Raw genomic sequence first — 13,109 nt, 5'->3', positions numbered from 1 at the left:
AAAATAAAAGAAAGAGCCTTCCTTACTCTAGAATAAGAAAGGCTCTACTGTATTAATTTTCTACCTTGCTAATGGAGAACATACCTGAAAGGTCGCTGCTTCCATTTCCACCTAAATTATCTACGAATTTCACCATCTGCACAGCAGTATGGATGTTCGGAGTGGCATTGTCACCCATTCCAGTACCTGTAGACAAAGTAATGGTATTGGTTTTTCCACTTAATAATTTATCAAAATCAGCATTGATGGTGATTTTTGGAGATGTACGACCTACAGTAGCTACTGAAGTCAGATTCAAAGAGATTTCTCTATAGGCATCTACTCCTTGGGTATAAGCACCTTCTTTACCTTCAACGGTACTTCCAGTATGGATAGACATCTTTTTATGGTCTGCACCATAAAATCCCTCTAGCTTCGTGAAACGGTAGCCTGAACCCCATTCCCACATCATTTCCGTATCATTTGCTCCTGCCGATTTATAAAAGTTAGGAAACTTGGTCTCATCCAAGGTATTCAACTCCTGTTTTACGCCTAAACCAAATTTGATCTGTTTATACTCACCTGATGGAATATTGCTCAATACAAAATCCAAGGTTTGTGCTTTAGCTTGATTGACAACAGCTGCCCCTTTATCCAAATCATTAATGTTATATGGGATTTCCGTACCTTCTGCTTTGATCAAACGAATATTACTGATAACATACTTGATTTCTGAGAATTGATGCTCCTGCCCAGCAGCTGAAGTGTTTTTACTAGCAGTACTGCTATTGGCATCTCCCAGTACAATGGTTTTACCTTTAAAGGTATTGTCAAAGTGTAAAGTAATATTATTAGCAACAGGATCTACATTATCCTTAGAACAGGATACGAACAAAGAAACAGCAAGTAAAGCAGCAATATATTTAATTGAATTTTTCATTAGAATAATTTCTTATTTATTTTTAATTATTTGATTTTTATAACATTAACTTATCTTATATAAACTTAAACTATGCTATATATGGGTGGTGGAATAAAAATCTCCCTTAAGGGTTCCTTATAATAGACCTCCTGATAGCCTGTGATTACATCACACAACTCCGTATCGGAATCATTGACTATGAATTCAAAATCTGCAACAACGAGCATATCAACCCTCGGGTAGTTCTTGACATTTGCGGTCTCCGAACTTTCCTGGTCTTCCAACTGCTTTTTCAAATGACACAAGCCGTGGCATTGCAACTCCGGTTTATTCTTATTCTCACAGAATTCCTTCTCAATTCTTTCTTGGTTGAGCTTAAAGTGCATAACGATAATGGCCTGCTGAAAACCAATCAGCACGGACAATAGCATTAACAAACCACTTATAACTCGAACCAACATGCTAGAAGCTCAATTTTATGGATGTAAAAATATTCCTACCCATCCTTGGGATATTCCCCCAGTCTGCATAGGTACTGTAATATTCATTGAAAAGGTTTTCAGCGCCCACCTGCAGCATAGCTTTATATTTGCTAAATGCCAAGCTATAATCAGCTGAGACATTCCATACCTGATAAGCAGCTGTTAGGTCTTCACCATATTCAGGGCTATAATTGCGCTGTTCCATATCACCGTTCAAGGAAGTCTGAATGCCAAACTTCTTGTACATGTAATGCAATGAGGTCTGATAACTCAATGGTCTGATGAAAGGTAGGTTTCCCCCTCTTTCATCCGTTGCACGGGCATAAGTCACATTTCCTTTCCAATGCAAATGCGGTAGGATATCATAATTTGCATTCAAACTGAAATTGAAGATCCTAGCATGATCTAAGGAGGTATAGCCTTTTACGCCTACCGATTGGTAGTTCATCGGGCTCCCTAAGCTTAAGATCCTTCCTACGATATAGTTTTGAATGTAGAAATAGTTAACCTTTGCATCGATCCCCATTCTTTCTGTCTTGAAACCGGCACTCGCATTTCCTTCATAAGAAATTTCATTTTTCAGGTCCGGATTACCGATATAATCGTAGCGGTCAAAACTATTGTAGATATAATAACCATAACCTTCTGACACTGATGGTGCGCGTTGTCCATAACCTGTACCTACAGAAAAATTAAACCTATCTACGCTTAGGTCATAACTGGCATGCAATCCGGGAAGAACCCTGCTTTTTTCCTGAGGAGTACCCGGATGAAAGATCCAGTTAAATTCTACATACTTGGAGTGGTTATAGTTATAGCCTAATGAACCCCCAAAATTTACCCTACTATTTTCCGTAAAGTCATAGGAATTGTTCATCGAAACACTTGCAAATCGACTGGTTACCCAAGGCCAACTGTAGGCAAACATGGTTTTCTTGCTACGGTCTTGAGGGTACATGGTCATTTCTGCAATTGAAAGGTTCTGATAGGCGTTCAATTGGATATCCGAACTGTAACGGCCTTCTTTCATGTTCACGCTAGAGACCAGACCAAATGTATTGCTCCAACCCGGCATATCCATATGCACAAGATTTTCTGGTCTTTTGGTATCGTCCATATAATGTTCGATGGCATTGAAATAGACTTTAGTGTCCCAGACCTTAAATATGCCCTCCTCAAACAATTGTTTATAGGCAGCTGAAGTAATAATCGCCCTAGAAAGCCATAGATCCATAGGTAATGCCGGGAAACCAACATCGTTAGCTTGGTCAAAGATGGCATCTACACGGATAGAGGACAGTTCGCTGGTCTTATAGGCTAATCCCAAAGAACTGTTGAACTTCCGGTACTGCGAATGCTTGACCACGTCATTATTCCCGTCCTGGTAATTCCCAGCTTTACGATATGCCACACTGGCATCAGCAACAAATTTATTGCTACTGTAGGAAAGGTTACCTAAGTTGAAAAACTGGTTGTTATTGAATTCAAAACCACTTTGGTAAGACCCTTTATATTGGGCTATACTATCAAAAGCACTGCTTTTGCGCTTCAGATCAATGCTTCCAGAGACTGTTGCTCCATGCATACTGCCTTCCTGACCAGACTTGATATCGATGGTAGACAGGTTATTACTCTCCACGTAGGAAGTAATAGGATCCATTTTATCGGTACAGGCACCAAAAATATGCATCCCATCGATAGTAATGGTCGATCGCTCCGAACTCATGTTGTTCAACATAGGCTCCCAGGCATAAGCCCCTCTTTTGATAAAGCTGATCTTATCTGAGGAAGCTAGGAACTCATCTACCGAAACAGCCATTTTCATCTCAGTCTCAATCTTACGTTTCCTCAGGCCAGTAACTTTCACCTCCTCGATCTTTTGAACCGTATCTTTTTTATTCTTTAAGGTATCCTGTGCTTGTGATTGTAGGGAAATAAGGATAAGCACGAATATGGATATGATTTTACGCATAGACTCTAGAATAAAATATCAATGAACAGTTCACTTTTTTTACCCTCTACCCCAGGTGTAAAATCTTTAGGCACTTCGGTTCCTTTAAGGATCTTTCCATTTTGGTTCATGAAAATGAAATTCAAGGTCCAGTTTCCTGTCATGGTATAGTTCACTACCCCATGATAGAATCCATCATCTCCTTGAACTAGATCCTTATTGTTTGGCGAAGAATGGTTACCCATAGAAGGTTCGGGCATCCTTGGATCTAATTTTAGCGTAAAGCCTTTGACCTCAGAATAATTGAACTGGCTTGGATCCGGAAACGTTCCATTTGCAGGAGTCGAAGGCTTATTATACTTGTAAATCCCCGCTTGCAAATTGTTTTCAGCCACTTTTGGTGCTCTAGGACCTAATAAGGCTATAAAGTATTGTTCATCATCATTCCCAAAAAAGGAAACCATATTCAGGTTTTTATTCGTCTGCTCCTTTACCATAATAGGCTCCTTGATCAGTACCTCCTGGTTTCCAACCTTTAACCTTAAATACAGATCCCATTTGTTTTCACTGCTGCTCAGCTCCGTAAATACGGCATAGGCAGCATAAAACTTCTCTGCGGAATTATAAACCAATTGATAGCGATGAGGACAGGAAACTTGATTGCCTTGAGCATCATTTAAAATGGGCAAGAAACCTAAGGCTGCAGAATTAATCTCTGCATTGTTCTCTTTATTGTAAACTTTTAACCTCAGCTCATTGTAGCCTTTGGTCAAAGTCCCATTCAAAGCTTGTACACTTACTTTCAAGCCATTTTTTTCAAATGAATAGGCTTCCTTAAACTCTAATTGTCCAGGTTGTTCTGTACCGATTTCGGCTTCATAATCTGTTTTTTCTTTTGTACAGGATATGAATAATAGGCACAGCGAAATAATTAATATTATTTTCTGCATTATGTAAAAAGGTATTGCTGTTTAAAATGTAATGAAGGGCAGTAAGGAGGATGGAGTTAAGCTATCGCATATAGACCAACAAACGAAAAAATCGCTTGGACGTCAATTAATCCATAAAACTCAAATAAGGGGTATCCTACTGCAAGGGATTAAGCAATCGGAGGACGGAATAGTGGATTACTGAATTCGAATCTATATTCAGAAATATAGATCGGAAGCGGTTTTTCAACAGGCTCCTCTACAGTAATAGGTTTGATCAATGTACTGAATTCTTTATGGACATAGTGAGAACTATATTCATAAACCACGAAATTCTTTTTGGACTCTTTTTTCTCTTTGTCTCTGATCTTCTGCATCAATACACACTGACCATTACAGTGTAAGTCCGGGCGGCTCTTGTTGATACAGTTGGCAATGTAATCCGGAAGATGAATCTCATACTCCATAGTCAAGATACTGCGATAAAAAGATTGCAGTGTCAAGCTCACTAAAAGGATATATGTAAAGAAGAGTTTCAAATCTGGGTTATTGTCTTTAGCAAATATGCCACAAAGATAAGGAAAGATTCTATCATAATAATAAAATTGAGGTATTATTTTGGAGAATTTGAACCAGGATGGAAGGGATGGGAGGATGGACCAAGATCATGGTATGAATATGGCTTCCTAGACTATATTTGTCCACAATCCCGTAGGGGCGAATCGCATTCGCCCGCTTCATATTTTGAATAAATAGTTGTATTGCATTGGCGTACAGTCTCTGTACCTGCAGTTAATCCCACACTGTCACCCTGAGAAGTAAAAATTTGAGCTAAATTTATTGGAAGGTGATGACAGGATGTTGGCAATGAAAATCTATCAAATCTTTTGTTTTTTTTAAATATAGAACCCCATTTGGGGTTCCATTATTTTAGCTGGCATGGCACGTTAGCCTGGAGGTAGCGCAAAAACGATGTTCGATTAATCGAACATCGTTTTTGCATTAACCCTATATTGTTTACCATCCATGCTAAAATAATTCATCCCCGCTGGGGATGTATGGCGGATAAAAAATATTCTTCTGAAGAGGAAATATAGGTCGAATACCTAGAAACACAGATTTAACAAACGTGTCATCCTGACGCAGGAAGGATCTCGGAACTTTACAAACATTCAACTGGATTTATTAAGAACAGCATTGGCGTACAGGTCCTTTACCTTCGCTTTCTCTTGCAGCGCGTCATTCTGACGAAGGAAGAATCTTGGAACCATGCAAAGGTTCAACTAGATTTATTAAGAACAGTATTGGCGTACAGGTCCTTTACCTTCGCTTTCTCTTGCAGCGCGTCATTCTGACGAAGGAAGAATCTTGGAACCATGCAAAGGTTCAACTAGATTTATTAAGAACAGTATTGGCGTACAGGTCCTTTACCTTCGGTAAAGAATGACAGCACATGTGATAGTAGAAACCGTACAGATTCTTCACGAATTGTTCAGAATCGCTCTTTAGCGCATTTCCAATTCTGAACGAAAAGTGAAGAATCTGTACGCAAATGTCCAAATACCTGCTGTCATCCCCATCGAAGATGGAGGACCTGTACGCCAATACAAACAAAATCATAAAGCGGGCTTATACAATTAGACCTTCCAACCTGTCGATAAACTATTTATTGATCTTGGCCCATCCTCTCATCCCATCAATCCTGGTTCAAATTTCAGCGGGCGTATTCGATACGCCCCTACCGTAATATAGTCAAATATAGTCCATGAAGCCACGTTTATGCCAAAATCTTGGTCCATCCGGTGGGTGAGCGGAGTCGAACTCCGAATCCCTTCCATCCTGGTTCAAAAACATCCACAAAAAAAGAGCAATTCTCATTGCTCTTCCCTATTCCATATCTTCAGGACATTTCTATCCCAATACTGATTTCAATTTATCAACCTGAAAATCCACCAACTTCTGTAAAGGACCAGAAGCCATCATTTTCATCATCATATTCAAACCTGCTTCTATAACAAAGGTAGCACTGGTGCTATTATCAGATGAAGGTTCCAACTTCCAACGTAAAGTCAATGGAAAAGGTGCTTCCTCGATAGGTACACTTACCAACTCTTTGTTTTCTAATCTTTCACTGATACGAAGGGACAATTTAGCCATATTCTTGATGGTAAATCTTGCCTCATCGGCTGTTGAGCTCCAGTTAACAATGTTTTCTGGCATCAACTGCTCGTGATTGTTCATATCCGAAAGAAAATTATAAACCTCTGCAACGGGTTTATTGATTTCTACAGTGTTTTGAATAATAGTCATAGTTTATGATTCTGGGTTCCAGTTTGCTGGATCAATTTTCCATTTCTCCAAAAGTTCGATATCCGATTCTAAGATATAGCTATTAGAAGCGGCAACATGAATTAGGGCATCGTAGTTACACAAACTGTGGAAAGTACATTTTGCTTCTTCAAAGTTCTTGCGTGCAACTTCTAAACCGTAGGTAAAGATCGATACTAATCCCACAACATTACAACCTGCCTCGCGCAATGCTTTCACGGCCTGTAAACTGCTTTTTCCGGTAGATACCAAATCCTCAATGACAACAACACGCTGACCTGAGATTACTTCACCCTCAATCAGGTTCTGACGACCATGATCCTTAGCACTGCTGCGAACATAAGAAAAAGGCAAACCTAAATCTTGTGCTACCAATACGCCCTGAGGGATCCCTGCTGTCGCTACTCCCGATATCATATCAACCGAACCAAACTCCTCTTGGATCAATTGTGACAACTTTTGACGAATGTAAGTACGGATAGCTGGATGCGATAACGCAACACGATTATCACAATAAATTGGTGACTTCCATCCAGACGCCCAAGTAAAAGGGTTTTTAGGTTGTAATTTTATTGCTTTAATTTGCAATAAGGATTCAGCAACTTTTTGTTCAACCTCATTTAAATAATTCATGGCACAAATTTATAAAATTTATATGAACCAATCTCTGTTAATTTTGGCAGATTTTACCCCTCATATTAAAGAAAACGTTCAAACAATTGGTTTACAAGACATTGATCTGGAAAAACTTTTCAACGAGTCCGCCCACAGCACAGATAAAACTGTGTACCTATACATACACCCTAATATCAGAAAAGTTTTTAAAAAGATATTATCTACAACCCGTATCGTTAAAGCAGCCGGTGGATTAGTTACAAATGGAAATGGCGAATACCTATTTATCCATCGCCTTGGAAAATGGGACCTGCCTAAAGGGAAAGTGGAAGAAGGTGAAAAAATGAAAGATGCCGCCCTCAGGGAAGTTGAAGAAGAATGCGGAATCGAGGTCGATTACATAGGTAAAAAGCTGGCAACAACTTACCATACTTATTATATGCGAAACAAATTCGTATTGAAGCAAACCAAATGGTACCAAATGGGAGTTAACAAAATCCCTAAGCTGACACCACAACTGGAAGAAGACATTGATCAGGCTGAATGGCTGAAGGCTTCTGAATTGAAAAAAGTTAAGGAAAACACCTATCCTTTGATCATGGAAATCGTTGAGACCATCAAAAAATAAATAAAAAGGGGAGCTGAAAATCAGCTCCCCTTATATTTTCTGTTTTTTGATTCTATCCAAAGAACTTTTCTGGGTCGAAACCATATTGCTTCAAGACATCAGCTGGCACACCATTCCAAACACCTGGCTTGTTACCAACGTATCCGATATCCTTTACCCCCATTTCACTGGTAAAAAATCCAGTTGAGGTCAAGTCCCGCATCAAGGAAAAGAAGGCTACCCCCTGAGCCATCTCTGGCTTAGCTTTTTGCGGATAGGCAATCTCATCGACCATGGCAATCTGTTCATCTTTTTTACATTTCACAAAGGCATTTCCATAGGTCTTTTGACATTGAACGTCAAGCCATTTCAAGCCTCCACGTAAAGGTGTCTGATAGCTTGGGATATCTTTGGACATGAATTCGATAAAGGCCGGTACTCCAGCTTCTGAAGCACTGCCAGAGACATCGTCTTTTGGGATAATGATATCTGCCAACACCGTAATGGTCGCTAATTCATGATCTGTAAAGAACTTCTCGGCCATTAAGGCTTCAGTCCGTTTATATTCAAATTCCTGTACCCCGGGTAATTTTTCAGAACTGCCTGCGGCAGCTTTCCCGGCTTGCCCTGAGCTTTTTTCATCTTTACAGGATGCTGCCAATACGCCAGATCCTGCTGCAAGTAGCCCTAAGGCTTTAAGTGAATCTCTTCTGTTCATCGCTTTTGGGTTATGCTAATTTTTTGTTTTCTTCTAATATATATTCTGCTGTACGCATGGACAAAGCCAAGATGGTCCACGTCAAGTTTTTATCGCCCTGTTGCACGAACGGACCTGCATCCACTACATACACATTCTTGCAGTCATGCGCTTGCCCCCATTTATTCAATACCGAAGACTTCGGATCATTCCCCATTCTGGTGGTACCACCTTCATGGATAATCTTTCCTGGAGCCTCTAAGCCATAAAGGGTATCCGCACCTGGGATATTGGAGGTAATAATTGCCCCCATCTCATGCATAATAGATTGGAAGGTATCTTGCATGTGCTTAGCTTGTGCAATTTCCTCGTTGGCCCATTTATAGTGGAAGCGCAATACCGGGATACCAAACTTATCCACCTTCGTAGGATCGATCTCACAATAATTGTCTTTCCTGGCCAAAGCGGTACCACGACCTGCCATCCCTACGTTTGCACCATAGAAACGACGGTAATCATTTTTCAGTCCAGCTCCATAGCCACCCATATCCTTTTTAGCCCCATCTGCTCCGGGAACCATCCCGTTTACGTTAGGAACCCAGTTCATAAAGCCATAAGATGGCATGTGCAATCCACCACCATACTCAATATGGTAACCTCTCGGGAAATTCAATTTCTTGTTGTCCTCCCACCAAGGCGAATAGATATGTACGCTTCCGGTACCATCTTCATTATATCGTTTTCTATCCAACAGTTCAGGAATAAAGCCTCCTAAACTAGCTCCTGTAGAATCATGTAAATATTTTCCAACTAGACCACTGCTGTTTCCGATTCCACCTGGATGTGCTTTGGATTTTGAATTTAATAGCAACCTGGCACTTTCGCAGGCACTCGCCCCTAAAATCACCTTCTTACCTTTTACAGCATATTCCTGCATGTCCGTGGTATTCACATAAGAAACCCCAATAGCCAATCCCTCGTCATTGGTCAGAACCTCACGGACCATGGCATTATCGATCACTTTCAAATTACCGGTTTTCATCGCAGGGATAACCAAACAAGAAGATGAGGAAAAATCTCCGTATACCTTACATGAACGGCCACATTGTCCACAGTAGAAACAAGTTCCCCTACCCTTGATCTCAGGAGAAGCTTCCGTCAAAACAGCACCACGTCCCGGAATTACAGGTACGCCTGCCTTTTTAGCGCCTTTATGGATAAACAGTTCATTTAATCTAGGTTTTGGTGGTTTCATAAAGATCCCATCAGGTTCATTATGGATGCCCTCAACCGTACCATAGATACCGATCATACGGTCTACACGGTCGTAATAAGGTTTCACCTCATCATAAGTAATCGGCCAAGCATCGGTAAGTCCATCTGTAGGCTGGAAATCATCCGGTCCCATCCTGAGGGAAATACGGCCCCAGTGATTTGTCCTACCGCCAAGCATCCTTGCTCGGAACCATTCAAATTCAGTACCGGCAACTTTGCTATAAGGTTCACCATCTAATTGCCAACCGCCATAAGCCGCATCAAAATCACCAAAAGGTCTTGTGACACCTGCCCCTCGTCGTGGAGACTCCCATGGCCAGCGCATTTGCAATGCATCCTTCGCAGGATCAAAAAACGGACCCGCTTCCAGCATGAGGACCTTTAGCCCTGCATTTGCCAAAATATATCCTGCCATACCGCCTCCAGCTCCTGACCCCACAACTATGGCATCAAAAACCTCAGGGTTTTCTTTAATTTGAAAAACACTCATAAACTTTTGTGATCTTGATTTAAATTCGGTTTAAATGAAAGCATATTCTTGCTTATACTATTTAGCAACACTAAATATAGCAATTCTATCGCCCAATCCAAGTATCATTAGATAAAATTTTTGATACGCAATGATCAATATTTCTTCATAAAGGTAAATTTTTCTCTAGCAAAAACTCAGGCAAAGTGAAGTAGAATCCCAAACTCAATCCATGAAATAAGCGAGCAATTTCTTCCTAGCATGTTCGAGACTCATTCGAGACATATTCGGGAAATCATCCGAAATGCTTTGACAAGGAAGGCTGTATTATTTTGGACATTTTGCGAAATTTCCGAATATGTCTCGAATAAGCACAACCTAAACTTTTAATAAGAAAAAAGGAAAGAATTTTAGCTGTCTGGATCGGCATCCATTTCCAAACAAGAAATTAGTTGAAAATAAAATTACAGACAATCATACAGGTTATTCATTCTAACCCTTGCTTCTACTAAGTTACAAACTGATTTTATAGAAAATTTTTAAATAAAAAAAAAGGGACTGAATTTCTTCAGTCCCTAAAAAAAATAAAAAAAATATCTATCTGTACATTTCTTCACGTTGAGCTTTTACAGCTTCAGAATTAATGTACTCATCATAAGTCATCAACTTATCGATAATACCATTTGGCGTAAGCTCGATGATACGATTAGCTACGGTCTGAGTTAACTCATGATCTCGTGAGGTAAATAACACCGATCCCTTAAAGTCATTGATACCGTTGTTCAATGCCGTAATGGACTCTAGATCCAAGTGGTTGGTAGGTTCATCGAAAATCAAGAAGTTAGCACCTTGCAGCATCATCCTTGAGAACATACAACGCATTTTCTCACCCCCTGAAAGCACCGAACATTTCTTAAGCACTTCTTCGCCAGAGAATAGCATCTTGCCCAAGAAACCACGGATAAATTGCTCATCAGCATCTGGTTTAGTGGTATAATCTCTTAACCAGTCTACCAAGTTATCTGTTTTTCCTTCAAAGAATTCAGCATTATCAATAGGCATGTCGGCAGGTGTAATGGTTACTCCCCATTTAAATTCACCAACATAATCTTGATCGCGTCCAGCAAGAACATCATAAAAAGCAGAAGTAATCAAATTATTTTCTGCCAATACAGCGATCTTGTCCCCTTTATTGACCATAAAGCTGATATGCTTGAAGTATACTTCGCCATTCACGGTCTTGCCTAAATTCTCTACGGTCAAGATTTGATCTCCCGGATCTCTGTCCATCATATTGAACATAATAGCAGGATATTTTCTGTTTGAAGGTTTGATGTCTTCAATGTTGATCTTATCCAAAGCTTTCTTACGGGAAGTCGCTTGTTTTGATTTAGAAGCATTGGCAGAGAATCGACGGATAAATTCCTGTAATTCTTTCACCTTATCTTCCATTTTCTTGTTTTGGTCAGCACGCTGTTTCAATGCCAATTGTGAAGACTCGTACCAGAACGTATAGTTACCGGAATAGATAGTCATTTTACCAAAGTCAATATCGACGATATGTGTACATACCGCATCAAGGAAGTGACGGTCGTGGGACACGACCAATACAATCGCTTCATAGCTAGCAAGGAAATCTTCTAACCAAGCAATGGTATTGATGTCCAAGTCGTTGGTAGGCTCATCCAGGATCAAGATATCCGGATTACCAAACAAAGCTTGCGCCAATAGGACACGAACTTTTTCATTACCATCCAACTCCTTAACTAATTTATAGTGAAGTTCTTCTTTAATCCCAAGGTTGCTCAATAGGGTAGCTGCATTGCTTTCCGCATTCCAGCCATCCATCTCTGCAAATAGGCTTTCCAGTTCACCAGCTCTTTCACCATCTGCATCAGAGAAATCTTCTTTCATGTAGATTTCATCCTTTTCCTTCATCACCTTATACAGCTCTTGATTACCCATCATGACCGTTTCGATAACTGAGAACTCATCAAATGCGTAGTGGTTCTGATTTAATACAGACATTCTCTCCCCTGGAGTAAAAGCAACGGATCCAGAAGTAGGATCTACTTCTCCAGAGATAATTTTTAAAAAAGTCGATTTTCCGGCACCATTCGCTCCGATAATACCGTAACAGTTTCCAGGAGTGAACTTTAAGTTGACATCTTCGAATAGGACACGTTTGCCATAACGAAGAGATAAATTCGAAACGTTAATCATGTCGCAAAGATACAGTTATTTATTGAGTTTGGGAAGGTTGTAAGCAGCCCTTTTTATCGCTTGTTCTTGACTAATTTTTATGCAACTAACTCAGTTTCATTTTGTTTCGAGAACATTCTGAAATAGCAGGTTAATTTTATTGAAATTTTTTAAAAAATACTCTTAAACCTTTCATAAATTGCGAAGTCAATACGATATACTTTAACAATTATTAATTAAATTAACATGAAAGCAGTATTTTTAATTGCCTTGTCCTTTGTTGTTTTGTTTACAAGCTCATGCGGAACTATTTTTACCGGAACCAAGCAAAATGTGATGATCAAATCGTTTCCAAGTGGAGCTAAAATCCAAGTGGATGGCGTCGACCGAGGAGTCACTCCTGCTACGGTATCCCTGAAGAAAGGTTTTAACGGTCCGGTCATTACCTTGACCAAAGATGGTTATGAAAAATACCAATTCAATCCTGAAACTACCTTCAACACGGTTTCTATTTTAAACTTACTAGGTATGGTAGGTTGGGCCGTGGATGCTGCCACTGGGGCCATGATGAAATATGACCCTAAATTCTATGAATTGGAACTGAAACCAGCAAATCCATAATTTTTAGAATTTTGAGAAAAAGCCATGCTTCA

At 39.9% G+C, this 13,109-nt stretch carries 12 protein-coding genes; 2 read left to right on the top strand and 10 right to left on the bottom strand.

The genetic code is table 11. The features are described from left to right. Positions 1-52 precede the first annotated feature (52 nt). The 7 genes from CKW03_RS08835 to pyrE all read right to left on the bottom strand — a co-directional run bounded on the left by CKW03_RS08835 (position 53) and on the right by pyrE (position 7,224). Complete coding sequence (locus CKW03_RS08835; RefSeq protein ID WP_093095902.1) at positions 53-919, bottom strand: MbnP family protein; 867 nt, start codon at positions 917-919, stop codon at positions 53-55. Positions 920-984: 65 nt separating this feature from the next. Further along, positions 985-1,362 (bottom strand): hypothetical protein, encoded by a 378-nt coding sequence (locus tag CKW03_RS08830; protein WP_093095901.1) that lies wholly within the window; start codon positions 1,360-1,362, stop codon positions 985-987. Position 1,363: 1 nt separating this feature from the next. Next, entirely contained in the window at positions 1,364-3,355 is a 1,992-nt protein-coding gene (locus tag CKW03_RS08825; protein WP_093095899.1) for a TonB-dependent receptor, read from the bottom strand. A gap of 5 nt (positions 3,356-3,360) precedes the next feature. Then, positions 3,361-4,284 (bottom strand): hypothetical protein, encoded by a 924-nt coding sequence (locus tag CKW03_RS08820; protein ID WP_093095897.1) that lies wholly within the window; start codon positions 4,282-4,284, stop codon positions 3,361-3,363. Between the two features lie 149 nt (positions 4,285-4,433). Beyond that, complete coding sequence (locus CKW03_RS08815) at positions 4,434-4,730, bottom strand: hypothetical protein (RefSeq protein ID WP_093095895.1); 297 nt, start codon at positions 4,728-4,730, stop codon at positions 4,434-4,436. Between the two features lie 1,444 nt (positions 4,731-6,174). After that, positions 6,175-6,573: an SRPBCC family protein gene (locus CKW03_RS08810; RefSeq protein WP_093095891.1), complete on the bottom strand. Its 399-nt coding sequence runs from the start codon at positions 6,571-6,573 to the stop codon at positions 6,175-6,177. Positions 6,574-6,576: 3 nt separating this feature from the next. Continuing rightward, on the bottom strand, positions 6,577-7,224 hold the full coding sequence (gene pyrE / locus CKW03_RS08805; protein ID WP_093095889.1) for an orotate phosphoribosyltransferase: 648 nt from the start codon (positions 7,222-7,224) through the stop codon (positions 6,577-6,579). A gap of 22 nt (positions 7,225-7,246) precedes the next feature. On the opposite strand from pyrE, the gene CKW03_RS08800 reads away from it, so the two are divergent. After that, positions 7,247-7,834 (top strand): NUDIX hydrolase, encoded by a 588-nt coding sequence (locus CKW03_RS08800; RefSeq protein WP_236736446.1) that lies wholly within the window; start codon positions 7,247-7,249, stop codon positions 7,832-7,834. 52 nt (positions 7,835-7,886) lie between these two features. Here CKW03_RS08800 and CKW03_RS08795 read toward each other — a convergent pair whose 3' ends face one another. From CKW03_RS08795 to CKW03_RS08785, 3 genes are all read right to left on the bottom strand, one after another. Beyond that, the gene (locus CKW03_RS08795) at positions 7,887-8,531 is read right to left on the bottom strand and encodes a gluconate 2-dehydrogenase subunit 3 family protein (RefSeq protein WP_093095886.1); all 645 of its coding nucleotides are present in this window, start codon (positions 8,529-8,531) and stop codon (positions 7,887-7,889) included. A gap of 10 nt (positions 8,532-8,541) precedes the next feature. Beyond that, positions 8,542-10,275, bottom strand: a complete 1,734-nt coding sequence (locus tag CKW03_RS08790; protein WP_093095883.1) for a GMC family oxidoreductase — start codon at positions 10,273-10,275, stop codon at positions 8,542-8,544. Positions 10,276-10,851: 576 nt separating this feature from the next. Beyond that, on the bottom strand, positions 10,852-12,477 hold the full coding sequence (locus CKW03_RS08785) for an ABC-F family ATP-binding cassette domain-containing protein (RefSeq protein WP_093095882.1): 1,626 nt from the start codon (positions 12,475-12,477) through the stop codon (positions 10,852-10,854). A gap of 225 nt (positions 12,478-12,702) precedes the next feature. Between CKW03_RS08785 and CKW03_RS08780 the strand changes: the two genes are divergently transcribed. After that, a complete protein-coding gene (locus CKW03_RS08780) occupies positions 12,703-13,077 on the top strand; it encodes a PEGA domain-containing protein (protein ID WP_093095880.1) in 375 nt (124 codons plus the stop codon). Positions 13,078-13,109 lie beyond the last annotated feature (32 nt).

Source organism: Sphingobacterium mizutaii, assembly GCF_900187125.1.
GTDB lineage: Bacteria > Bacteroidota > Bacteroidia > Sphingobacteriales > Sphingobacteriaceae > Sphingobacterium > Sphingobacterium mizutaii.
This window is presented reverse-complemented; position numbering and strand designations above follow the sequence as displayed.